The following is a 24970-nucleotide window of genomic DNA, read 5'->3' as shown; positions in this document are numbered from 1 at the left end:
CCTGCGGTTGTTTTGTCGCAAAGCGCGGGACATCCTGATCGCCTGTCGTCGCACGAAAATCTATGAAGCTGGACCGAGGAAGGCCCTTTATGTCCCCGATTTCCGCCCCCGCGCCTCTGGCCGCCAAAGAGGCGGCTTCCGTCTTTCAATCGGTTAGGGCTCAGACCGAAACGCTGGTCGCGCCGCTTTCGGAGGCAGATATGATGCTGCAATCGATGGAGGACGCCAGTCCGGCAAAGTGGCACCTCGCCCATACCACATGGTTCTTTGAAGAATTCATCCTGAAGCCAAGGGACCCTGACTATCGCACAATAGATGACAGGTTCGCCTTCCTGTTCAATTCCTATTACGTTCAGGCCGGGCCGCGTCATGCTAGAGATAAACGTGGTCTCGTGTCCCGCCCCGGCACATCCGAAGTCATGGATTATCGTCACCACGTTGAAGCGGGTTTGCACTCTATCCTAGATGCCAATCGTGATGATGCCAACGATATCGCGGCCCTCGTTGAACTGGGCTGCCATCACGAAATGCAGCATCAGGAGCTGCTGATCACCGATCTGCTTCATGCGCTTTCTTATAATCCGCTTCTGCCAGCCTATCGCGATCCGCAGCCTATGCCGGTGACCCAGGAAATCTCGTTGACTTTCACCTCCCACGACGGTGGTCTGCGTGAAATCGGTCATGGCGGAACCGGTTTTGCCTATGATTGCGAAAATCCGCGCCACCAGACCTATATCGCTCCGTTCCAGTTGGCTGATCGGCCGGTTACGAACCGGGACTGGATCGCTTTCATGGAGGATGGCGGATACTTGAACCCGACCCTTTGGCTTATGGATGGATGGGCGACCACGCAACGTGAAGAGTGGACATCTCCGCTTTACTGGTGGTCAGAGGATGACGTCTGGTGGAGCTTCACGCTGCGAGGGCCGCAGCCCGTCAATCTCGACGCGCCTGTGGTTCATGTCAGCTACTACGAAGCGGATGCCTTTGCCCGATGGGCCGGAGCCCGGCTACCCACCGAGGCAGAATGGGAAGTCGCCGCATCTCTTAAACCGATAGAGGGCAACTTTCTGGAAAGCACTGCGCTTCGCCCTCTGCCAAATGGCGGTCTTTGGGGGGATGTCTGGGAATGGACCCAAAGCCCCTTCACTCCCTATCCCGGTTTTACGCCGCCCGATGGAGCCATCGGCGAATATAACGGTAAATTCATGATAAATCAGATGGTTCTGCGAGGCGGCTCATGCGCTACACCTCTCGCTCAAATGCGTCCGACCTACAGAACCTTCTCCTATCCCCACCAACGCTGGCAGATGCTGGGTCTTCGTCTGGCAAAGGACGATACCCGTGGATAAACGGATTGTAGAAAACCAAGCACTGCTTAACGAGGCGCGTGCCGGTCTGACGGCGATACCGAAGTCCCTACCCAGCAAGTGGCTTTACGATGATCGTGGCAGCGCGTTGTTCGAACAGATCACAGGTCTTCCAGAATACTATCCGACACGCACCGAAATCGGTATTCTCACCGATACCGCTTCCCGACTTGCACGTTATGTTCCCAAGGGCGGAGCTCTCGTCGAACTTGGAAGCGGATCGAGTCTTAAAACTCGGATTCTGCTTGACCAACTGCCTGATCTCGGAACCTACCTTCCAATCGATGTTTCCGCTAGTTTTCTGCAAGCGTCAGCCTCCGATCTCGCGCGCAGCTACGCCTCCATCACAGTCACACCCGTCGTGGCTGACTTTTCTGATGACATCGATTTCCCGGTCGAACATGGAGCCCAGCCCAAGACTGCGTTCTTCCCCGGCTCAACATTGGGCAATCTGACCGCCGACGAGGCCACGGCTCTTCTAACCCGCGTACGTCAGTGGCCTGGTATCGAGGCATTCATCATCGGAATCGACTTGGTCAAGGACATCCGGACGCTTATTAACGCCTACGACGATGCCGCCGGAGTAACGGCGGCCTTCAATCGCAATATCCTTCACCGTATCAATCGCGAAGCGGGCGGAACCTTTGATCCTGATCGTTTCGCCCATGAAGCTCGTTGGAGTTCTGAGCATTCACGGATCGAGATGCATCTTGTCAGCCATGTCGCACAGACCGTTCAGCTCGCCGAAACCGAGATTGCCTTTCGGCCCGGCGAAAGCATCCACACCGAAAGCAGCCACAAATACACCGAGGACACACTCGAAAAGATCGTTCGCGCCGCAGGCTGGACCGTCGATCTCTTCCTGACGGACGCCAGCAAGGCTTTCGCTGTCGCAGCCCTTCGTCCGAAATGACGTTCTGCACCTTGTCCGTAGACGACTGTGAGTAACAAAGTTGGCCCGACAATGTGGCGTGCGGCGCCATGGTCCTGCCGTTCTCGACGAATTCTAACAGCAAGCGATCAATATCGAGACCGAAGCAGGTGAGTTCAGAAGGACACTTCGCTCGAGAGGCGAGCTTCATCATCAAAACAATAGGAAATTGAGCCTCTGGTCTCGGGAACCACCTCTTAGAGAGCCCTCTGGTTGATTCGCAGCCACATCTGCAACGCGCTGTAATCCTTTGAATTGTCTTAACATGGCGAACAGTTTCTAGATATTTCGCGCATTGTGATTGCAAATCCACAATACCACCCGTCTTTCGACAAGTTCGGACCAAATTTGCTCATGCTGTTTGAGTAAGAAACTGTTAAGGAAGGGATCACCACTCAGGATGTCTAGCCCGCTCTTCTGCCGAGCGGACGAAAGGTAAAGCAATGTTTTCTGCGCGCGTAAGGAATAGCGTGACCTCGGCCTTTGCTCGGTCGACCCCGCGAATCTCTCACCTCCAGCGTTTCCGCAAGGATAATGAGGGTGGCATGATGATCTTCAGCTTGTTCATCTTTCTGATGATGATCATGGCCGGAAGCCTCGCCGTCGATTTCATGCGTCTCGAGTCGGAACGTGCTCGCCTTCAGACATCCATAGACCGCGCCGTGCTTGCTGGCGCCGCTCTCGATCAGACACTGGATCAGAGAGAGGTTATCACCGACTATCTCAAAAAATCAGGCGTCAAAGGATATGTCCCGGACGATAAGATTGTCGTTGTCAATAATGGCCGCGAGCGGTCCGCGAAGGTTACCGGCATCGTGAACCTTGATACGGTTCTTATGCAGTTCATCGGCATCAATCAGTTGGCCGCAGCCGCAGCTGCAAAGGCAGACGAGAGCACGCCGCATATCGAAATCTCTCTGGTTCTGGATATCTCCGGCTCGATGGGACGAAACGGGCGGATCGAGAAACTTCGCGAAGCAGCGGAAGGCTTTGTGAACATTATTATCGAGGACGCTCAGGACGCCAATACGTCGTCTCTCAAAACGATTTCGATTGTTCCATATTCTGCGACGGTCAATGTTGGTGAAGACCTCATGGACTTCTACAATGTAGACGGAAACACGGATCACCCTTATTCGAACTGTGTAGAATTTGAGGATTCTGCATTCGAGACAACGGCACTCAGCAAAACCCTTCTTCTTCAGCAGTACCCACATTTCGACAATCGTAATAATGACAGATACGAACCTCATGAAGACCATGCCAGTGTAGGCGAACGCCAGCTCGAGGCCCCTCGCTGCCGAAGAGCGGCTGATGTCGATCCGAATACAAAGGTCGAGGACAACGCAATTTTGGCCTTCCAGACCCAAGCTGGAGATAACAGCCCGCTTGTCGAACATATTCGTGACCTGACTGCGGATGGATCGACGAGTATCGATATCGGTCTAAAATGGGGTCTTGCCCTGCTCGATCCGGGTAGCCGCGATGTTAACGCAGATCTACGCACTGCCAATATCATTGAGGATTTGGCGCAGAACCGTCCATTGGATTTCGACACAAGCGAGGCGACGACCCGTAAGATCCTCGTCTTGATGACAGATGGTATGATGAACTGGGTGGTTCCGCCCCGTCAAGAATTCCGCGATCGCCCGTCGAACGTCTTCTTCGATGAAGATACGGGGTTTAAATCGGTTCTCCTGCGCGGTCAGATTACAACGCCCGACGGTGTCACCGCGCCGATGGAGCGTGTGTCTGTAAGCGACAAGAACGACAATGCTCCGGGCAATGAGTGGTATTGGGTCGAAGAAGAAGAGTACATGCCGTGGCCTGATACTCCGGCCGCCCGCGTCGCTTGGCTCTATCTCAACGAAAGTGATGAGTACGATAGCGGCGATCGCTTCGATACCGCAGATTTGATCGCCGTTATGAACGAGCTTCCGAATGCGGACTATAATGACGTCAGAACGACGGACGAACAGAACGAAGACAAAGCTCTATGGGACAGCCGTGCTGACTGGGCTTATCTTCTTGATGGAGTTGATCCGCCGCTCACTAGGTTGAGCCATCCAGATCTGTTCGACCGCTACGAAATGGTCGATCTCCGGGATGATCTTCTTGAAGATTTGTACGATGACGGCGAACTCTCGGATGAAGAATGGGCCATGTATCAAACACTTTGGGCTGATGCAAAAGACAACGAAAACGCAAAGTCTCGCATGCTGGAGCTGTGCAACATTGCCAAGGGTTTGACACCTGATAGCCCGCAAATAGCGGATAATGATCCGCCCCTACCCTTGGAGATGGACGACACCAATGATCGCAATGTCACGATTTACAGTGTTGCAATGAACTTGAGCGGCGACACTGCGGCTCGGGATCTGATGCGCAACTGCGCGACACGCGGTGAGAAATATTTCAAGGACACCAACACCGCAGGAATTGTCGATGCTTTCAAGGACATCGCTCTCGACGTCAAGGCATTAAGGTTGACACAATGATCCGCGTCTTGTCATCGCTCCACCAAGCAGCCTCTCGTTTTCGCAAAGATGAAAGCGGCAACCAGACTATTGAGTTCATCATCTTCTTCCCAACGGTAATGTTCCTCTTTCTTGCTGCGGTCGAGGTGGGCGTCTACTCGATCCGGCATGTCGTTCTGGAACGCGGACTGGATCTGACCGTAAGGTCGATCCGTCTCAACCAAGCTGCTATCACAGCTGAAGATATCCGTGCGGATGTTTGTGCAAACTCACTAATGATCCCGGATTGCCCCAATCAGGTCCGTGTCGAAATGCTGGCTTTGGACGCACGCAATTTCACTGACTCAAGCGTTCCGGCTGAGACGAAATGTCTTGATATCAGTGACGGAACGCCTGTTCAGCCGGCAAACGAAGTGCAAGAGGGAGCGCCTAATCAGCTCATGGTTCTGCGTGTCTGCGCTTTGTTCAATCCTTTCTTCCCGACAACCGGGTTTGGAAAGTCGATCCCCAAGGCAAGTGGCGGATCCTACGCCCTCGTCTCTCTCGGAGCTTTTGCAATTGAGCCCTTCTAGTATGAAACAGCGTCTTAACCAGTTCCGCCGCGACCAGGATGGGGTTCAATCCATCGAAATCGCTCTCATGTTTCCATTACTCGCGTGGGGTTTCCTCGCTTGTTACATCTTCTTCGATGCCTATCGAGAACGAGCTTTGAACATCCGGATGGCTGATACGATCGCAGATATCGTCAGCCGCGAGGTCAATCCAGTCGATGATAGTTATATCGATGGCATGTACCGCCTTCAGAAGACACTGACACGCTCCAAAACCACGCCCACGCTCATCATTTCCAGTATCACCTACGATTTGGACAATACCCAATACCTGGTCGAATGGTCCGAAGCGCGCGGCGGCAGCATTCCTCTTCCGACCGGTGCAATCGGCGATACGCAAATTTCCGACCGACTGCCAATCATGTCGGATGGCGATACAATCGTACTTGTTCAGACCAAATCCGACTTTCAGCCATTCTTTAATATCGGCATGTCAGGTTTTGACCTCAACGAATTCGTTGCAGCCCGTCCTCGTTCAGGTAGGATTTGCTTTGATACTTGTCCGGCATCTCCGGATGACCCGATCATCTAATCCAAGACGCACCGAGTTCTTGGCGCGATCGATGGGCCTCTTTCTTGATAAGGAAGAGGCCCTTGGTGTTTAAACGGCATGTCGATCGTGCAGATGTGACCGCGATCCCTTCGGAACAGCCCTTTCCATTCGCTGACCTGCCCTATTTGAAGGACTATCGGGACCATCGGAAGGATATCTCAAGATGCATTTTACTCGTCGACAGACGCTGGTGGCCGGACTGGCCTCCCCTGCTCTGATCCTCACCCCCCAGATCGCGACAACCGCTGGACATTCGGAAACGTCGTTCTTGCCGTCCCATCGATCCTTTCAGCTGGGAGAGTTCAAGGTCGTGACCTTGCTTGATGGCCACACGCCGCGCGATGAACCCCAGTCGATTTTTGGCATGAACGTCTCTGCCGAAGAATTCCAAAGCGTGAGCGAGGCGAACTTTATCGGCACCGACGCCGCGCATTTCTTTTTCACACCAACCTTGGTTGATACAGGATCGGAAGTGATCCTGTTCGACACCGGGCTTGGGCAGGGCGGCTTGCAAACCGCACTCGGCGATGCCGGATACAGCCCGGAGGATATGACCCATGTCGTGATCACTCACATGCATGGCGATCATATCGGAGGACTGATGTCCGACGGTGCTGCAACTTTCGGGAACGCGGAGCATCTAACCGGCAAGCAAGAGTTCGACTATTGGACTCAGAATTCAAACGAGGCAGTCACGGCGAACGTCACACCTCTCCAGGACCGGTTCACGCTTTTGGACGATGGAGCCGAAGTAAGGACCGGGATCACAGCTCGCGCGGCATTCGGACATACTCCCGGCCATATGACTTACTTGCTGGAAAGCGGCGGTCAACAGATGCTCCTGATGGCAGATCTGGCCAACCACTACGTCTGGTCGCTGGCCTATCCCGACTGGGAGGTGCGGTTCGACATGGACAAGGAAGCAGCCGCCCAGTCGCGGCGTAATATTCTTGGTATGGTCGCAGCGGAGAGAATTCCGATCATCGGTTATCATATGCCCTTCCCCGCAGCTGGCTTCGTCGAGGAGCGGGGAGAAGGCTTTCACTACATTCCGGTGAGCTATCAGTTCATCGGTTAAAGGCCGATCTTAGGAATTTATTCATTCCCATGTTGTTCTCTCCAGTCAAAGATCCCGACTGGAGAGACAGATGACCGCTCCCATTGATGCCGCCAACTTCGTAACGATCGATCGTCTCGTTGATTCTCTCGCACAGATCATGTTTTTGATCGATGTCGAACCTGACGGCGGTTTTCGGTATCGCAGACTCAACCTGATGCATCAGACGCTTACCGGTCTGACCAACGAGGATTTGATGGGGCGGACGCCTCAAGAAGCCCTTCCTCCGCGGGTCGCCGACGCCGTCTGTCGCAATTACTCGATCTGTCTCAACAGTCGCAAACCTTATACCTATGAAGAAGTTCTCGAAATGAAGGGGGGCGCACGATGGTATCAAACAACGCTCTCGCCCACCTTCAATGATGATGGCGACGTCTGTCTAATCATCGGAAGCGCTGTCGATATCACCGATTACAAGCAACGTGATTTTGAGTATGTCGCGGAACAATCCCAGCTCACTTCGCTGATCGACGATCTGCGCCTGTTCTCCGCCATGGCTGTCGAAGATATGCGCGGGCCGCTCAGGACTATTTTGGGTCTCGTAGCCATCATCAAGGACGGATTCCTCGATCTCGGTGACGAAAAGATTAACCACATCGATATGATCGAGAATGTCACCGAGTCGGCGCTGAACACGATGGGAGGAATCCTCGAACGTGCGGAAGAGTTCAGCCTTAAGAGCGAATCGCATACAGACATTAGTCTGGAAAAGATCTGCAAGGAGTTCACGGCCCTTCTCGATCCGGAAAAAAAGTTCCGGATCGTCTTTCCCCACCATCGCATCAAGACAGACCGCGTCGCGCTGCAACTGATAATCCGAAGCCTTCTCGAAAATGCGCTGCGCTATGCTGGCCGCAAGATCGAATTGTCAGTCATGCAGGATAACGGATCCGACGATCGGCTTTGGTTCACCCTGTCAGATGATAGCCTCGGACCCGCTCCTAACTTAAGGGCAGACGGTCGCTGTGTTGTGCCTCGTCGGGACGATTCCGATGCAAGACCTGAGATGCTTCTTGTGAGGGATTTGATTGAAGAAAGAGATGGAACCATCCGGCAGATCAACACCAATCGCCCGGGAACCTGGGTCGGTTTCTCGCTTCCCGGACAGCTCCTTTCTCAGAACGAGCTGGTAGAAAGCTAACGGTCCGAGAATCCCTTATGCCTCAAGACAGCGAGTAAAAGCTTATTATTTTGGTGAAAAGCCTCAATCGGCGAGGGTCTTCCGAGGCTCACCATATGTGGATTAGCCGCTTGGGTCTCGCCATCTGTTGACGATCGGATACCGCCGATCAAGCCAGAATGCTCTCGGAGAGAGACGTGCCCCCGGAGCAGATTGGAACCGCTTATACTCACTGATATAAATCAGATGTTCGATCTTCTTGACGATCTCTCTCTCGTAGCCTGCCTCAACGCAATCGGCGACTGACTTTTCGTCGTCCACCAGCATTTTGAGGATGCCATCAAGCACCTCGTAAGGCGGCAGCGAGTCCTCGTCCTTCTGATCCGGTCGCAATTCGGCGGAAGGAGGTTTTTCGATGATAGAAACGGGAACGACCTCTCCCTCCGGCCCCTTCATCCAGGTCCGCCAGGTCCGGTTCCTCCACCGGCAGATGTCAAAGACGCGGGTCTTGTAAAGGTCTTTGATCGGGTTGTAGCCACCTGACATGTCGCCATAGATCGTGGCATACCCGACAGCGACCTCAGACTTGTTTCCGGTCGTCAACAACATTTCCCCGAACTTGTTCGACTGCGCCATGAGAAGAAGCCCGCGCAACCGCGACTGTATATTCTCCTCGGTGACGTCTTCCGCCTGCCCTTCAAAAAGCGGTGCAAGTGCATCGTGGACGGCCTCTTGCGATCCCGCAATCGACACTTCATCCAACTGGCATCTCAAAAGTCCGGCCGCATCCGCTGCATCCTGCAAGGAACTCTCGGACGTATATCGGGACGGCAACATGACACAGCGGACCTGATCCGCTCCCAACGCATCGACCGCAATCGCAGCCACGAGCGCCGAGTCGATCCCCCCCGAGAGTCCCAGCAAGGTCTTTGAGAACCCGGTTTTCGACATATAATCACGCAACGCCTCAACCATGACGCGGTAGTCCTGCTCGAAAGAGCACGGAATATCCGACAACATTCCGGGTTCAGGCGACCACCCGCCCTCTTCCCGCATAAAGGCTATCTCTCCGTAGCCTTCTTCAAAAAGAGGCATCTGCATGACCAACGCGCCATGACGATCCAGAACAAACGAGCCGCCATCGAACATCTGATCGTCCTGTCCGCCCACAAGGTTGAGATAAACCAGGGGAAGTCCCGTCTCGACCACTCGCGACACCATGTGATTGAGGCGCACTTCCATCTTGTCGCGAAAATAGGGCGATCCGTTAGGGATGACGAGGATCTCGGCACCGCATTCCGCCATCGTCTCGGTCACATCCGGATACCAGGCATCCTCGCAAATCGGATTCCCGATCCGCGGGCCATGATTGTCCAAGCTCCAAGGCCCCTGAACCTGCCCTCGATTGAACACCCGAACCTCGTCGAAGACATTGAAGTTCGGAAGAAAATGCTTGAACGCACGGCTAACGATCCGACCGTCATGAAAGACGTGATAGGCGTTGTGCAGCCGGGTTCCGTCAAGGAAAGGCCCGCCAATCGCAATCGCCGGGCCAGCGACACAGTCCGACATGAGCCGGTCAAGATGCTGCGCAGCATCAAGAACAAAAGCCGGTTTCCGGATCAGATCCTGCGTCTGATATCCTGTCAGGAACATCTCGGGCAAAGCGACAAGATCGACCCCTCGCTCGCGCCCTTCCTTCCAAGCCGCCAAAGCCTTCGCCGAATTGCCCGACAAATCTCCCATAACGGGATTGAGCTGCGCCAGAAGAATACGAAAGCGCGCGTTGATATCCGTTGTTCCATCCATACAAATGCGATGTAGCAGACCCACGGCGCGAGGAAACCCGCTCCTGAAGCTTGACGGCCCTCCTCCCGCCTATACCCTGCGAAAAACTTCCCCGAGGACTTGAAATGAGCATGACCCTGACCCGCCTCGCCACGATCGGACTGGCTCTCGTCCTTGCCGCCCCGCTTCCCGCGCAGGACGTCGAAACAAAACAGTACGAAGACGGCGGGGTCTACGAAGGTACGTTCCGAAATGGAAAGCAGCATGGTCAGGGGACCTACCGGCTACCAAACGGATATGTCTATAGCGGTGAATGGGTGGATGGAGAGGTCCGCGGACAAGGCACCGCAGAGTTTCCCAACGGATCGGTCTACGAAGGAGAATTTGCCAACGGCAAGCCGGAAGGAACCGGCAAGATCACGTTTTCCGATGGAGGAACCTATGAGGGCGAATGGGTCGACGGAAAGATTACCGGCGAAGGACAGGCGACCTATGCGAATGGCGTCACCTACGAGGGCGGCTTTCTGAACGCGACACATCATGGCCGCGGGACCATGCGTGCGCCGTCGGGTTACGTCTACGAGGGCGACTGGCTCAATGGCGTCAAAGAAGGCCAAGGCACGATCACCTATGCCGAAGGCGCCGTCTACGAAGGCGCGCTGGTAAACGATCAGCGTCAGGGTGAAGGCACGCTGACGCTGCCCGATGGTCTGACCTATACCGGGACCTTCGAGGCGGGAGAGATCCAAGGCGAAGGCCGCCTGATCCAGCCGAACGGCGATATCTACGAAGGCACCCTTGTGGCAGGCAAACGCGAAGGCCAAGGCAAGGTGACCTACGCCAACGGCGACGTCTATGAAGGTGCCTTTGTCAATGATCGCCGGGAGGGACAAGGCACCTTCACCGGAACCGATGGCTATACCTATAGCGGAAGCTGGGTCGACGGGCGCATTTCGGGCGAGGGAACCGTCACTTACCCAGATGGCGCGGTCTACACGGGTGAGCTGGCCGAAGGTGTCGCAAACGGTCAAGGAAAGATCACCTATCCCGATGGCGCCACCTATGAAGGAGCTTGGGTCGCCGGTGTGATCGAAGGCGAAGGCACCGCCGCCTATCCCGATGGTATCATCTATGAAGGCAGCTTCGAGAACGCTTTGAACCACGGCTTCGGCGTCATGACCTACCCCGACGGATACCGCTATGAAGGCAATTGGGTCGAGGGCCAGCGCGACGGCGAGGGCAAGGCGAGCTACGCGGACGGGACCGTCTATGAGGGGATGTTCTCGGAAGGCGAGCGGGAAGGTCAGGGCACGATCACAATGCCGGGCGGCTTCACCTATACGGGTGAGTGGCAGGATGGTGAAATGAGTGGAAGCGGCGTCGCGACCTACTCGAACGGCGACGTCTATGAAGGCAGCTTCGTCGGCGGCAAACGTCAGGGTCAAGGCACGATGCGCTTTGCCAGCGGAGAGGAAGCCTCCGGCGAGTGGACCAATGGTGCGCTGGCCACACAGGATGCTCCTGCCACAGAAGAGGACGCAACCAGCACACCGGATGCGCCAGCAGAAGAGGCGTCACCCGATAGTGAGGGCTCGACCGACACAAACGCCGAGACTGAGACCGAACCTCAAGAGACCGAGGCGACAGAGCAAAGCAACTAAGGTCTGGTTAGACCAGTGCCCCCTTATCAAGCGCGCTGAGCCAGTCCTGAGCTTCCTTCAGCACGGTCTCTTTGCGGTCGTCGTCCATCCGGTCCCAGTTGCGGTACATTTGCCCCATCCGCGGATTATTCTCGAACCGGGCTCGGTGCCGGTCCATGAAGTGCCAGTAAAGTAGGTTGAAAGGGCAAGCGCCCTCGCCCGTTTTCTTGGACACCTTATATTCGCAGCTTTTGCAGTAATTCGACATCCGGTTGATGTAAGCTCCGCTCGAGATGTACGGCTTCGAACCCACGATCCCACCATCTGCGAATTGGCTCATCCCGATGACATTCGGCGCTTCGACCCACTCATAGGCGTCCGCATAGACGGCCAGATACCATTCATGGACCTGATGGGGATCGACCCCCGCAAGCAACGCGAAATTACCGGTAACCATGAGCCTTTGGATGTGGTGGGCGTAGGCCTCTTCTGCTGTCTGCGCCACGGCTTGTGAGACACAGTGCATCTTAGTCTCATCGCCCCAATAAAAGCCGGGCAGATCGCGCGTGTGATCTAGGCCATTACGAGTGGTATAGTCCGGCCCTTCAAGAAAATAGATGCCCCGCATATATTCGCGCCAGCCGATGATCTGGCGGATATAACCTTCGGCCGCATTGATCGGCGCATCCCCGGCCCGAAAGGCGGCCTCTACCGCCTCGCAGACCTCCATCGGATCCAGCAGACCGGCATTGATGTAAAAACTGATCAGCGAATGATAAAGGAACGGCTCCCCCGTCATCATCGCATCCTGGTAATCCCCGAACTTCGGCAAAGCATGCTTTACAAAGCGGGTCAGCTGCCGCCGCGCCTGCTCCTGATCCGTCGCGAACCAGAACGGACGCAACGCTCCGAAATGATTGTCGAACCGGCGCTCGACCAGATCGAGAACATCCTCGACCACATCATCGGGCGTGAATTGCATTGGCCCCGAAAAATCGATCCCGCCGGGCGGTGGCTTGCGGTTCTCATGATCGTAGTTCCACTTCCCGCCAACCGGATCGTCGCCATCCATCAGAAGACCGGTCTTGCGGCGCATCTGCCGGTAAAACCACTCCATCCGCAGCTCTTTGCGATCCTTCGCCCAATCCTCGAATTCCTTGTGCGACGCGATAAAACGCGTATCGGCAAACTGGTGAACAGGGATCGGGCTTTCTTCGAGCAGGGAAATCAATCGCCACTCACCGGGCTCAGTTGCGATGACATCCGTCGCACCATGCGCCTCCGCGCGCCGGATCAGCTCTCCAACGATGCTGCCTGAATTGTCGGCGTCATCAAGCTTCGTATACTCGACGGTCCAACCCTCGTCCTTCAACCGGCTTGCGAATTTTCGCATCGCGGCAAAGATGAAAGCGATCTTTTTTGGATGATGACGAACATAGGAGGCTTCGTCCGCAACCTCCGCCATAACCACGACATCGCGGCTCTTGTCAGCCTCTCGCAGGGCCGAAAGACCGGAACTCAACTGATCCCCCAGAACTAGAACCAGCTTCACCATGGGATCTCAGCTCCCGAATAGTCGTAAAATCCGCCTGAGGATTGGACCGAAAGATCCGCTACGACATCCAGAAGATCCGCGGCCGCCTGCCCGGCCGAAACCGTCTTGTGGCGCCCCGCATACTCGGCGGTGAACGGCGTCTCGACCGTCCCGGGATGAAGAGCCACGCAAATTCCCTGTTTATGCGTCCGCCTCATCTCGATCGCGGCGCCATGCAGGATCTGATTCAAAGCCGCCTTTGCCGCCCGATAGGCATGCCAGCCGCCAATCTTGTTGTCCCCGATCGATCCGACCCGGGCCGACAGCGCTGCAAAAACCGACCGACGGTCCTTGGGTAACAATCTAAGAGAATGCTTCAGCACCAAGGCCGGTCCGATCGCATTCACTGCAAACTGATCCGCAAATCCGTCGAAGGTGACGCTCGAGAACGCCTTTTCCGGCTCGTGCCCGTTCACCACCAAAGCCCCGGTCGCCACGAAGATCAAATCGAAAGGCCCTTCGAGCGCTCCGAGTATTTGCTCAACAGACGCCTCATCCGTCACATCAAGACCGTCCTGCGTCCGAGAGATCCTCGTCACCTCGGCGCCCCTCTGTTCTGCCTCCTGCGCGATGGCGCTGCCGATCCCGCCCGAGGCTCCGATGATCAAAGCTCGTTCCATAGAGGCGACAGCTAGCGCCCTGCTACCACATGGCAAAATCTGAGCATTTCCCGTCTTCCACCGAAGCCAAACGTGGCTATACTAAGCGCATGGCACAGTCGCAGTTCCGCCTTCTCCTTCTTCTTAGCCGCCTCTGAGCGTGCCTTTCGGCGCGACCGCTCAGGGGGGATCAGCGCCGGACCAAAGCTAAGACACCAAATGGAGAATGAAGAATGACTGATCCCAAGGACAGGGTGCTGATCTTCGACACGACACTGCGCGACGGCGAGCAAAGCCCTGGCGCCACCATGACCCACGCCGAGAAACTGGAAATCGCTTCGCTGCTCGACGAGATGGGCGTGGACATCATCGAGGCGGGCTTTCCCATAGCATCCGAAGGCGATTTCAACGCGGTCTCCGAGATCGCGAAACACGCCCAAAACAGTGTCATCTGCGGCCTCGCCCGCGCCAACCTCAAGGATATCGATCGCTGCTGGGAGGCCGTCAAGCACGCCGAGAGGCCCAGGATCCATACCTTCATTGGGACATCGCCGCTCCACCGGGCGATCCCGAACCTCGATCAGGATCAGATGGCAGAGCTGATCGAACAGACCGTCACCCATGCCCGCAATCTTTGCGACAACGTGCAATGGTCCCCGATGGACGCGACCCGCACCGAGGAAGACTACCTCCTGCGCGTGGTCGAGATCGCCATCAAGGCGGGTGCCACCACGATCAATATCCCCGACACGGTGGGCTATACCGCACCCATCGAAAGCGCGGATCTGATCCGGATGCTGATTAACCGCGTCCCCGGCGCCGACCAGATCATCTTCGCAACCCATTGTCACAACGACCTTGGCATGGCGACGGCCAATTCGCTCGCCGCAGTCGAGGGCGGAGCGCGCCAGGTTGAATGCACAATCAACGGTTTGGGAGAGAGGGCTGGTAATACCGCCCTCGAAGAGGTCGTGATGGCGCTTAAAGTGCGCAATGACATCATGCCCTACCACTCGGGCATCGATACGACGAAGATCATGAACATCTCGCGCAGGGTCGCGACTGTCTCGGGCTTCGCGGTTCAGTTCAACAAGGCCATCGTCGGCAAGAACGCCTTCGCCCATGAAAGCGGGATCCATCAGGACGGCATGCTCAAGAATGCCGAAACATTCGAGATCATGCGCCCGGAGGATGTGGGCCTGTCCGAAACCTCGCTTGTCATGGGCAAGCATTCGGGACGCGCTGCCCTGCGCTCCAAGCTCAAGGATCTCGGCTTCGATCTGGCCGATAATCAGCTTCAGGACGTGTTCGTTCGCTTCAAGGCCCTCGCCGACCGTAAGAAGGAGGTCTACGACGAGGACCTCGTCGCGCTGGTATCAGAACAGACGTCCGAAGGCGAAGATGCAATCAAACTGCTGTCCCTCGCTGTCGCCTGCGGCACAGACGGGCCGCAGACCGCCGCGCTTAAGCTAATGATCGCGGGCGAAGAGAAGGACGTCGAAGTTACGGGCGATGGCCCGATCGACGCTCTGTTCAACGCGGTCAAGCAGCTCTCGGGCGAGAATGCGACGCTTCAGCTCTATCAGGTCCATGCGGTCACGGGCGGCACCGACGCTCAGGGCTCCGTCACCGTCAGGCTGGAGGAGAATGGACGTATCGCCACAGGACAAGCCAGCGATACCGACATCATCGTGGCCTCCGCCAAGGCCTATATCAATGCGCTCAACCGGCTCATCTTGCGACGGCAAAGCGGGAATCCGGGCAGCGATCTTAAGACGGTGAGCTATAAATCGGTCTCGTGACCCAAGGTTTGCGGCGGGTCTTTGCTGACAGACCTTCCGCAAGGCCTTTCCCCTTGCCTGCGCCGCTCCTATAAGGACGACCGGTCGCAGCCAAGGGGAGTCGCGACCCAATAGCACTGGGATAGGGGCAGCGAATGGCACGTTTCGGAGGCTTCGGCGGGCTTTTCTCGTCCGATATGGCGATCGACCTCGGGACAGCGAATACGCTCGTCTACGTCAAAGGCAAGGGCGTGATCCTCAGCGAGCCATCCGTGGTCGCCTACCATGTAAAGGACGGCCAGAAAAAGGTGCTCGCTGTTGGAGAAGACGCGAAGCTGATGCTAGGCCGGACACCCGGCAGCATCGAGGCGATCCGCCCGATGCGCGAAGGCGTCATCGCCGACTTCGATACGGCGGAAGCGATGATTAAGCACTTCATCCGCAAGGTGCACAAACGCACGACATTCTCCAAACCCAAGATCATCGTCTGCGTGCCCCATGGTGCAACCCCGGTCGAAAAACGCGCGATCCGTCAATCGGTTCTCAGCGCTGGCGCCCGCCGCGCGGGCCTTATTGCCGAACCCATCGCCGCCGCCATCGGAGCCGGGATGCCTATCACCGATCCGACCGGCAACATGGTCGTCGATATCGGCGGCGGAACCACCGAAGTCGCCGTCCTGTCGCTCGGCGACATCGTCTATGCCCGCTCCGTTCGCGTCGGCGGCGACCGGATGGACGAGGCCATCATCTCCTACCTGCGCCGCCAACAGAATCTGCTGATCGGCGAATCCACGGCCGAGCGGATCAAGACCTCGATCGGCACCGCCCGGATGCCCGACGACGGCCGCGGCGCCTCAATGCAGATCCGGGGTCGGGACTTGCTGAATGGCGTGCCCAAGGAAACGGAAATCTCCCAAGCACAAGTGGCCGAAGCTTTGGCGGAACCCGTTCAGCAGATCTGCGAGGCCGTGATGACAGCGCTCGAGGCGACCCCGCCGGATCTCGCCGCCGATATCGTGGACCGAGGCGTCATGCTTACGGGAGGTGGCGCACTTCTGGGCGAGCTTGATCTCGCGCTCAGGGAGCAGACGGGCCTGGCTATCTCAGTTGCTGACGAGTCGCTCAATTGCGTGGCCCTCGGCACCGGCAAGGCGCTCGAATTCGAGAAACAGCTTCGCCACGTGATTGATTACGATAGCTAAACCTGCGGAACCCGAAAGACATTTTCGGGGTTCGCTCTTTTGATCTCTCTTTGTTCAACCCAATGTGACCGCTATGCTGGTCAAAATGGCAGACTATTGATTGGGGTCGGCCCGCAACGGCAAGGCGCGCAAGCTGAAAGAGACGCATTGTGGCGATGGACAGAGGCTCGGGACAGGATTTCGTAGGCCCGCTCAGGCGGCTCTTGGTTGGCATCCTGCTGCTCTTCCTGATCGGCATTTTCATCGTCTGGCGTATCGACAGCCCGCGCGTTGAACGGTTTCGCGCGGATGTGATCGACCGGGTTGTGCCCAGCTTTGACTGGGTCATGGCTCCGATCACGGGAACGGCCCGCATCGTGGCAGATTTTCAAAGCTATACGAGGATCTACGAGCAGAACCAGGAACTCAGAAGGGAATTACGGCGCCTGCAATCGTGGAAAGAAGCGGCCTTGCAGCTCGAGCAGCAGAATGCCCGCCTGCGCGATCTTATCGATATGCAGCTCGATCCGCGCCTGACCTATGTAACGGGCGTGGTCCTCGCCGATAGCGGATCACCCTTTCGGCAGTCCGTCCTTCTGAATGTCGGCAGCCGCGACGGCGTCCGCGACGGATGGGCGACCATCGACGGTCTCGGCCTCGTCGGTCGGATCTCGGGCGTCGGAGCCGAAACCAGCCGTGTCATGCTTCTGACCGACACATCCAGCCGCATCCCCGTGACGATCCAGCCTTCAGGCCAGAAGGCAATCCTCGTCGGCGATAACACGATTGGACCCCTGATAGAGTTTCTCGAAGATCCTGACGTCGTCCGCCCCGGCGACCGGATCGTAAGCTCGGGTGACGGTGGCGTCTTTCCCGCAGATCTCCTCATCGGATCCGTCACGCTTGGGACAGACCGCAGGCTCCGCGCCCGCCTTGTCGCCGACTACGAACGTCTGGAGTTCCTACGTGTCCTGAGAAGCCAGCCGAGCGAGGCGATCACCGATCCCGGATCGCTCATCGCCAACCCAGGCATCGGACCCATGCCGGTTCAGGACCGCCCCGATGGCTGAGACCCCAACCTCAAGAATTTGGAGCCATCGGTTGCTCTTCGCCGCCGTGTCGCTCGGGATCATCTTCTTCAGCCTTGTTCCGATCAACGCGGTTCCAAGTCGTTGGATCCCGCCCGATCTGCTCCTCGCCCTCGCTTTCGCCTGGGTCGCGAGACGTCCGGATTTTGTGCCCGTCTGGCTGATCGCCATAGTATTCCTGCTGACCGATTTCCTTTTCCAGCGCCCGCCCGGCCTTTGGGCAGCATGGGTTGTGATCGGGACCGAAATCCTACGATCCCGAACCCGATCCCTGCGCAACAGCTCCCTGCTTTTGGAATGGCTGACAGCTGCGGGTATCATTCTTGTAATCTTCGTGGGTCATCGCATTTCATTGACGATAACCTTCGTGCCCCTTCCACCCTTGGGGCGTAGCCTGCTTCAGGTCGGTGCGACGATTTTGGCCTATCCGCTTGTCGCCATTGTGTCCCATCTGTTCTTTGGCGTAAAAAGGACGGCCCCCGGCGAAGTAGACTCATTTGGACACCGCCTATGAAACGTGGACCTCAGGAAGCGCAAGACAGCACTCGCTGGATCAACCGGCGGACCTTTGTCATGGGCGGCGTGCAGCTTGGCATCATTGGTGCTCTGGGCTGGCGGATGCAATCGATGCAGGTCGACCAGGCGGCGCAATACCGGCTCTTGGCCGAAGAGAACCGGATCAATGTGCGGCTCATCGCACCCTCCCGGGGCCTGATTTTTGATCGCGATGGCCGCCCGCTTGCCACGAACGAGCAGAATTACCGGATCGTTATCGTCCGCGAGGATGCCGGCGATATCGGAGAGGTCCTCGCTCGGTTAACCCAGCTCGTCGATCTGCGCGAAGAGGATCTGACCCGCGCGATCGAGGAGATGGAGCGCCGCTCGCCCTTCGTGCCCGTCACCATCGCCGACCGACTGTCCTGGGAGGACGTGGCTCAGGTCGCCGTCAACGCTCCTGCCCTGCCGGGTGTGACAGCTGAAGTCGGCCTTTCTCGGGGCTACCCGATGGGTCCCGATCTCGCCCATGTCGTGGGCTATGTCGGGCCGGTCTCGGATTTCGACCTGACACGCGGATACCTCTCTGAAGACGAGGATCCGCTCCTTCAGATCCCAAAGTTCCCCGTTGGAAAGACCGGCATCGAAGCAAAGATGGAGCAAACCCTGCGTGGCAGCGCAGGCACCAAGCGGATCGAGGTCAATGCCGTTGGCCGTGTCATGCGAGAGCTGGACCGCCTTCCCGGAGATGCGGGCGCCGATCTTCAGCTCTCCATCGACACACAGCTTCAGAACTTTGTTCAGGCTCGCTTGGCCGGAGAAAGCGCAAGCGCCGTCGTTCTCGACTGCGAAACCGGTGACATCCGCGCAATCGCGTCCTCTCCCTCGTTCGATCCCAACCTCTTTACCCGTGGGATATCGGTCAAGGATTGGACCGATCTGAATGAGAACAAGTACAGACCGCTGGCCGCTAAAGCTGTTCAAGGCATCTACCCGCCGGGGTCGACCTTCAAGATGATCACAGCCCTCGCCGCGCTCGAGGCCGGTGTTGTCGGACCCGAAGAGACGGTCTATTGCCCGGGCCATATGACTGTCTCAGGAACCCGCTTCCACTGCTGGAAACGCGGCGGCCACGGCAATATGAATTTCCACGAAAGCCTGAAGCAAAGCTGCGATGTCTATTACTACGACATCTCGCAGCGCGTTGGCATCGACCGGATCTCCGAGATGGCCAAGCGCTTCGGGATCGGCGTAAAGCACGATTTGCCACTCAGCGCGGTCGCCACCGGAATTGCTCCGAACAGGGAGTGGAAGCGCCTGACCCGCGACGAAAGCTGGCGTATCGGCGATACGATCAATGCCTCCATCGGACAGGGCTACGTTCTGTCCTCCCCGCTCCAGCTTGCCGTTATGACCGCGCGTCTCGCCACGGGCCGATCGGTCACGCCCCGTCTTGTCCGAACGGTCGATGGCATCGCCCAACCGTCTGGTGCGGGCAAGCAGATGGAGCTCAACCAGAATATCCTCAACCGCATCCGCCGGTCGATGTACGATGTCTGCAATCATCGTCGGGGGACGGCCTATCGATCCCGGATCGTCGCCGAGGGCCTGGAAATGGCTGGCAAGACCGGCACGAGCCAGGTCCGCCGGATCACCGTTGAGGAACGCGCACGGGGCGTGACACGCAACGAGGATCTTCCATGGGAGCGCCGCGATCACGCGCTCTACGTTGATTATGCACCCTATGACAATCCACGCTACGCCGTCGCAGTTATCGTCGAACATGGCGGAGGCGGATCGCGTGCCGCCGCTCCAATCGGACGCGATATCACCCTGCAGGCTCTTTACGAGGGCGAACCACCGCTAGAGGCCTATCCCGCCGGGGTGCACGAGGAAATTAAGGAGATGCGCGCGCGGCTGAACCTCCGGAACTTCGACGACGTCTCGGGAAGCGATAAAGCGTGAGCTATCTCGTCTACAACACGCCGTTTGTCCCATCGGGGCTCCGCAAGCTTCTCTTTCTGAACTGGCCGCTGATCTTCCTTCTGATCGCTGTGGCAAGCGCTGGCTTCCTGATGCTCTATTCGGTTGCTGGCGGCTCGATGTATCCTTGGGCGAGACCTCAGATCGAGAGGTTCGCGCTCGGGTTCATCCTGATGATCGGCATCGCGATGGTGCCGATCTGGTTCTGGCGCAACATGGCGGTCCTCGCCTATATCGGATCGCTCGCTCTTCTCGTGGCGGTCGAATTCATCGGGGTCGAGCAAAAGGGCGCGCAGCGTTGGATCGATCTGGGTCCGATGAATCTCCAGCCTTCAGAGATTGCCAAGATCACACTCGTGATGCTGCTTGCGGCCTATTACGACTGGCTTCCGCTTAAGAAGACCTCTCATCCGTTCTGGGTTATCCTCCCGCTCTTCTTTATCATGCTTCCTGTTTTTCTGGTCCTCAAGCAGCCGGACTTGGGAACGTCCCTCCTGCTTGTCATGGGCGGCGGTACGATGATGTTTCTGGCGGGCGTCCACTGGGCCTATTTCGGCACGGTCGTTGCAGCCGGTATCGGGACGATCATCGCCGTATTTCAGTCGCGAGGCACGCCGTGGCAGCTTCTGAAGGACTACCAATACCGTCGGATCGATACGTTTCTCGACCCGTCAAACGATCCGCTAGGGACCGGGTATCACATCACCCAAGCGAAGATCGCGCTCGGATCAGGCGGCGCCACGGGACGCGGCTTCATGCAAGGCACGCAAAGTCGACTGAACTTCCTTCCTGAAAAGCATACCGACTTCATTTTCACGACCCTCGCCGAAGAATTTGGCTTCATCGGCGCCTCGACGCTTCTCGTTCTCTACGCCCTGATCGTCCTCTTCTGCATCGCGACCGCCATGACGAATAAGGACCGGTTCTCATCGCTGTTGACCGGGGGGATTGCGATGACGTTCTTCCTTTTCTTCGCGGTCAACATGTCGATGGTTATGGGCCTCGCTCCGGTTGTCGGCGTACCGCTTCCGCTGGTCTCTTACGGGGGGTCGGCCATGCTGGTTCTGATGATCGCCTTCGGTCTCGTGCAAAGCGCCCATGTCCACAAACCCCGCTGACCCGGCGCAGATCCTCTTCGCCGCGACAGAGGCGCGTTGGAACACCTATGAGACGCCTCTGCGCGATGCGTTTGACGAGATTGACCTGTCCTATCGTCTCGCAACGGAGCTGCCGCCGGACCAGGTGGACTTCATAATCTATGCTCCGAACGGCCCGGTTCAGGATTTCGCGCCTTTCACACGCCTTCGCGCTGTCCTGAACCTCTGGGCCGGGGTCGAAAACGTTGCCGGAAACGACACCTTGACGGCTCCTCTCGCCCGCATGGTCGATCCAAGCCTGACACAAGGTATGGTCGAGTGGGTCCTGGGCCACACCCTGCGCCATCATCTCGGAATGGATGCGCATATCGTCAATCCAGGGAACGACTGGACGCCAGCCGCCCCTCCTCTAGCCGAGGACAAGCGCGTGACCATACTCGGATTGGGTGAGCTTGGCCTAGCTTGTGCCGAAGCCCTGCACCGCGTCGGATTTCAAGTCGCAGGATGGAGCCGGTCCAGAAAAGAGGCTCCCGGCATTATATGTTTGCACGGACAGGACGGTCTCGTGGACGCCCTGCGTCGCGCGGACATCCTTGTCCTGTTGCTGCCTCTGACATCGCAAACCGAAAACCTCCTGAACGCCGACCGTTTGGCACAGCTCCCATCGGGATCGGTCATCCTCAATCCCGGTCGGGGCGCTCTCATCGACGACGACGCGCTGCTCGAAGCGCTGAAGCGCAACGTCGCCCACGCGACCCTCGATGTGTTCAGAACGGAACCGCTCCCGCAGGATCATCCGTTCTGGCACCATCCGCAGGTGACCGTCACACCGCATATCGCCTCGGAGACACGTCCCAGATCTGCCGCGCGGGTGATCGCCGAGAATGTCAGGCGCGGCATCGCAGGAGAGCCGTTGCTGCATCTCGTCGACCGCACAGCCGGATACTGAACACCCTCACTTCAACCGCGGCGGAAGTGTCGGATCCAAGGCACGCGGTCTTTCGGCCTCCGGCAGATCGATCCGCAAACCCACGTTAGCCAGACGGTCCAAGACGGGATCTGATGACGCGATAAAGATCACATCGATCGACCTGTCATCCTCTCCGCTGAAGACAAGCGCCTCTCCAATCGCAGCAGCCAATGCCGCCTCGGCTTCCGGAACGACATCCACGAACGCCAGCACATAACCCGCGCGCCCATCCGCATAATCCGCCGCAACCAGATAGGCCGTCGAAGCCAACCCGGCGAACGTCCCGAATTTGTCCTCGATGGCCCTAATGATCCTGTCCGGCAAACCTTCGGGCAGACGGACCGATCTGATCTGATCCATCGCCGCCGTCGGTCGCTCGACCAGGATCCCGGCGAGCCATGCGATCTCCTCGCCCGATAAAAGGATTTCCGCTTCGGTGCCCAGGTTCAGCGCAAGCCCCAGACCCGCCCCCGATAGCAGATCAGCCAGTTTCCGTCCTGACATCGCCGCGTAAGGCTTTGCCGCTCCAGCAAAATCCGCCAGACGAAGCTCGCGGTCAAAGGCCAGGGCAACAGATCCCGACCCGGGATCAAACAGCATCGGCTCGATCATCTCCCCGCTTGGGTCCGCCTCAAGGAGCAGGACCAGATCACTCTCGGCCAGCCGGTCGAAGAACCGCAGACGCAGCGTCTCATCCTCTGGCGCAGCCGTCATCGCAATCACGGCGCGATCAAGTGGCGTCTCAATCATGCAAAGCGTCCTCTACGGATGTCTTCAGAACCGGCAACAAATCGGTCTCGAACCAGGGGTTACGTTTCAGCCAGGCCGTATTCCTCCAGGACGGATGCGGCAACGGGATGATATCCGGCGCATAGTCCCGCCAAGATGCGACGGTTTCGGTCACACTCTTCGTCTTTCCCAAATGCCATTTCTGCGCATACCCGCCAATCAGAAGCGTCAGCTTGATATCGGACAACGCCGCCAGGATCTCTTCCCTCCACGTCTCGGCACAGATCTTGGGAGGAGGAAGATCCGACCCAGCGGCATCATAGCCGGGGAAGCAAAAGGCCATCGGGACGATCGCAACACGGCGCCGGTCGTAAAACGTTGCCTCATCCACCCCAAGCCAGTCTCTCAACCGGGTACCCGACGCATCCCAGAACGGCGTGTTGGCCTCATGAACCCGTAATCCCGGCGCCTGTGACGCGATCAGGATCCTCGCTCCTTCGCGAAACCACACAACCGGATTGGGCCGATGCGCCGTCGCCGTTTGGGCAAACCGCTCCCGACACAACGTGCAGGCGGACAGATTCCCTCTGAGACGGTCAAGATCAGACATGCAAAGTCAAAATAGGACGACGCCCGCCAGTGCCAGTCCAAAAGGCTGAGAAACACAACCGAACTCCAGGACATAAAGCGCCCAAGCAAGATCGGCCGGTAAGTTCCGCTTACTCAACGACAAAAGCGCCCGCTCGACAGTCACGACAGGATATTGCGTGAGGGGTTGCACGTTTGCCGCATTGATGACGTGATCGCGCGTATGCTGAACTGAACCTTGCGCGACTCGTATGCGTTTTTCTTCGGTGCTGGTTTAAGGAGCTGGATATATGACGACATCGGACCGGTTTCAGTGTGCGATCCTTTCCGCCTGTATAACCGCCCTGACACTCACCGGTCCCGCCCATGCGGAAACGCCCTCTTCCCTCAAAGACAGCCGTCTCGGGCAGTACTATGCCGCCGTGCAGTCAAAGCTGATGGCAGCGGGGCGTCTCAGACGCGACCCCAGCCCGTCGGATGCTCCTTACGGCCCCTCCGGTCTTGCGCGGAACTTCTTCGAAATCGCCATGCGGCACGAATACGGGACCTCAGGCCAGAAACCACTCCTCAGATGGGAGGATCCGGTCCGATATTCGATCCGCTTCGGCGCGTCCGTCGGGCCAGCACAGCAGCGCGCGGATCATGCCTCGATTTCCGGGATGTTCAGTGAAATCCGGCACCTGACAGGGCATCCGATCAGGCAGGGCGGCTCCGCGAATTTCCACGTCTTCGTTCTTGGCGAGGCAGAGCTGAAAGGTATCGCGCCCATTCTTCGACAAGAGGTCGCGGGCCTTTCTGCCAGTCAGGCCCGATCCATCGCACGCATGCCGCAGAGCCATATGTGCCGGGTGGTCGCCGTGCCTCACCAGCACAAATCGCGTGGGTACCGAAGCGTGGTCGCGATCATTCGCGCCGAACATGCGCCCGTAATGCGCGCCTCCTGCATTGCTGAGGAAATCGCCCAGGGGATGGGCCTTCCGAACGACTGCCGGACCGCAAGGCCATCGATCTTCAATGATGATGAGGAATTCGCGGTGTTGACCCACCACGACAAGACGCTTCTGTCGATGCTTTATAGTCCGTCTCTTAGATCCGGGATGAGCGCCGCCGAAGCGCGCCCGGTCGTCGAGCAGCTGTCGCGTCTCGCCACACGATAAAACGCCAGCCCCTCAAGTCACTTTCGCGACAAGAGGAACTGGCGCTCCGCAACGCACCTCGGCAAGACAGGGAGAGATGCAGGGAGGGGTGCGTTGGTGTC

The 24970-nt window shown here is 57.6% G+C and carries 21 protein-coding genes; 16 read left to right on the top strand and 5 right to left on the bottom strand.

Features of this window, described 5'->3' with window-relative positions:
• The first annotated feature begins 89 nt into the window (after positions 1-89).
• From egtB to AAD018_RS12250, 7 genes are all read left to right on the top strand, one after another.
• Positions 90-1352, top strand: a complete 1263-nt coding sequence (gene egtB / locus AAD018_RS12280; RefSeq protein ID WP_367314373.1) for an ergothioneine biosynthesis protein EgtB — start codon at positions 90-92, stop codon at positions 1350-1352.
• Positions 1345-2283 (top strand): L-histidine N(alpha)-methyltransferase, encoded by a 939-nt coding sequence (gene egtD, locus AAD018_RS12275; protein ID WP_367314372.1) that lies wholly within the window; start codon positions 1345-1347, stop codon positions 2281-2283. Before egtB ends, egtD begins: the two co-directional genes overlap by 8 nt.
• Before the next feature lie 563 nt (positions 2284-2846).
• Positions 2847-4799: a Tad domain-containing protein gene (locus tag AAD018_RS12270; RefSeq protein ID WP_367314371.1), complete on the top strand. Its 1953-nt coding sequence runs from the start codon at positions 2847-2849 to the stop codon at positions 4797-4799.
• Positions 4796-5350 carry a TadE/TadG family type IV pilus assembly protein gene (locus AAD018_RS12265; protein WP_367314369.1) on the top strand — a complete coding sequence of 185 codons (555 nt, stop codon included), beginning with the start codon at positions 4796-4798 and terminating at the stop codon, positions 5348-5350. Before AAD018_RS12270 ends, AAD018_RS12265 begins: the two co-directional genes overlap by 4 nt.
• Position 5351: 1 nt before the next feature.
• Positions 5352-5921 (top strand): TadE/TadG family type IV pilus assembly protein, encoded by a 570-nt coding sequence (locus AAD018_RS12260; protein ID WP_367314368.1) that lies wholly within the window; start codon positions 5352-5354, stop codon positions 5919-5921.
• A gap of 184 nt (positions 5922-6105) precedes the next feature.
• Positions 6106-7020 (top strand): MBL fold metallo-hydrolase, encoded by a 915-nt coding sequence (locus AAD018_RS12255; RefSeq protein ID WP_367314367.1) that lies wholly within the window; start codon positions 6106-6108, stop codon positions 7018-7020.
• A 70-nt stretch (positions 7021-7090) separates the two neighbouring features.
• Complete coding sequence (locus tag AAD018_RS12250; RefSeq protein ID WP_367314366.1) at positions 7091-8200, top strand: PAS domain-containing protein; 1110 nt, start codon at positions 7091-7093, stop codon at positions 8198-8200.
• Positions 8201-8302: 102 nt separating this feature from the next.
• Here the strand turns inward: AAD018_RS12250 and AAD018_RS12245 are convergent, their stop codons facing one another.
• Entirely contained in the window at positions 8303-9988 is a 1686-nt protein-coding gene (locus tag AAD018_RS12245) for an NAD+ synthase (protein ID WP_367314365.1), read from the bottom strand.
• 110 nt (positions 9989-10098) lie between these two features.
• On the opposite strand from AAD018_RS12245, the gene AAD018_RS12240 reads away from it, so the two are divergent.
• Positions 10099-11628: an MORN repeat-containing protein gene (locus AAD018_RS12240; protein WP_367315187.1), complete on the top strand. Its 1530-nt coding sequence runs from the start codon at positions 10099-10101 to the stop codon at positions 11626-11628.
• Positions 11629-11635: 7 nt separating this feature from the next.
• On the opposite strand, the gene AAD018_RS12235 is transcribed toward AAD018_RS12240, so the two are convergent.
• The gene (locus tag AAD018_RS12235; RefSeq protein WP_367314364.1) at positions 11636-13162 is read right to left on the bottom strand and encodes a cryptochrome/photolyase family protein; all 1527 of its coding nucleotides are present in this window, start codon (positions 13160-13162) and stop codon (positions 11636-11638) included.
• The gene (locus AAD018_RS12230; protein WP_367314363.1) at positions 13156-13821 is read right to left on the bottom strand and encodes an SDR family NAD(P)-dependent oxidoreductase; all 666 of its coding nucleotides are present in this window, start codon (positions 13819-13821) and stop codon (positions 13156-13158) included. The genes AAD018_RS12235 and AAD018_RS12230 overlap by 7 nt, the downstream gene beginning before the upstream one ends.
• Positions 13822-14033: 212 nt before the next feature.
• Here AAD018_RS12230 and AAD018_RS12225 point away from each other — a divergent pair, with 212 nt between their 5' ends.
• The 7 genes from AAD018_RS12225 (at position 14034) to AAD018_RS12195 (ending at position 22374) form a co-directional block, all read left to right on the top strand.
• Positions 14034-15602, top strand: a complete 1569-nt coding sequence (locus tag AAD018_RS12225) for a 2-isopropylmalate synthase (RefSeq protein WP_367314362.1) — start codon at positions 14034-14036, stop codon at positions 15600-15602.
• 134 nt (positions 15603-15736) lie between these two features.
• Positions 15737-16783, top strand: coding sequence for a rod shape-determining protein (locus AAD018_RS12220; protein ID WP_367314361.1), 1047 nt, complete (start codon positions 15737-15739; stop codon positions 16781-16783).
• A gap of 149 nt (positions 16784-16932) precedes the next feature.
• Positions 16933-17832: a rod shape-determining protein MreC gene (gene mreC, locus AAD018_RS12215; protein ID WP_367314360.1), complete on the top strand. Its 900-nt coding sequence runs from the start codon at positions 16933-16935 to the stop codon at positions 17830-17832.
• Positions 17825-18364 (top strand): rod shape-determining protein MreD, encoded by a 540-nt coding sequence (locus AAD018_RS12210; RefSeq protein ID WP_367314359.1) that lies wholly within the window; start codon positions 17825-17827, stop codon positions 18362-18364. Before mreC ends, AAD018_RS12210 begins: the two co-directional genes overlap by 8 nt.
• Positions 18361-20310 carry a penicillin-binding protein 2 gene (mrdA, locus tag AAD018_RS12205; protein WP_367314358.1) on the top strand — a complete coding sequence of 650 codons (1950 nt, stop codon included), beginning with the start codon at positions 18361-18363 and terminating at the stop codon, positions 20308-20310. Before AAD018_RS12210 ends, mrdA begins: the two co-directional genes overlap by 4 nt.
• Positions 20307-21446: a rod shape-determining protein RodA gene (gene rodA, locus AAD018_RS12200; protein ID WP_367314357.1), complete on the top strand. Its 1140-nt coding sequence runs from the start codon at positions 20307-20309 to the stop codon at positions 21444-21446. The genes mrdA and rodA overlap by 4 nt, the downstream gene beginning before the upstream one ends.
• Complete coding sequence (locus AAD018_RS12195; protein ID WP_367314356.1) at positions 21427-22374, top strand: 2-hydroxyacid dehydrogenase; 948 nt, start codon at positions 21427-21429, stop codon at positions 22372-22374. Before rodA ends, AAD018_RS12195 begins: the two co-directional genes overlap by 20 nt.
• Positions 22375-22380: 6 nt before the next feature.
• On the opposite strand, the gene AAD018_RS12190 is transcribed toward AAD018_RS12195, so the two are convergent.
• A complete protein-coding gene (locus AAD018_RS12190) occupies positions 22381-23145 on the bottom strand; it encodes an SseB family protein (RefSeq protein ID WP_367314355.1) in 765 nt (254 codons plus the stop codon).
• Positions 23138-23734, bottom strand: coding sequence for a uracil-DNA glycosylase family protein (locus tag AAD018_RS12185; RefSeq protein ID WP_367314354.1), 597 nt, complete (start codon positions 23732-23734; stop codon positions 23138-23140). The genes AAD018_RS12190 and AAD018_RS12185 overlap by 8 nt, the downstream gene beginning before the upstream one ends.
• A 268-nt stretch (positions 23735-24002) precedes the next feature.
• Between AAD018_RS12185 and AAD018_RS12180 the strand changes: the two genes are divergently transcribed.
• The gene (locus AAD018_RS12180) at positions 24003-24869 is read left to right on the top strand and encodes a DUF2927 domain-containing protein (RefSeq protein ID WP_367314353.1); all 867 of its coding nucleotides are present in this window, start codon (positions 24003-24005) and stop codon (positions 24867-24869) included.
• The last annotated feature ends 101 nt before the right edge of the window (positions 24870-24970 follow it).

The organism is Aestuariibius insulae, from assembly GCF_040783535.2.
GTDB lineage: Bacteria > Pseudomonadota > Alphaproteobacteria > Rhodobacterales > Rhodobacteraceae > Aestuariibius > Aestuariibius insulae.
The sequence above is the reverse complement of the archived record's forward strand: the minus strand, read 5'-3'. Positions and strand labels throughout refer to the sequence as shown.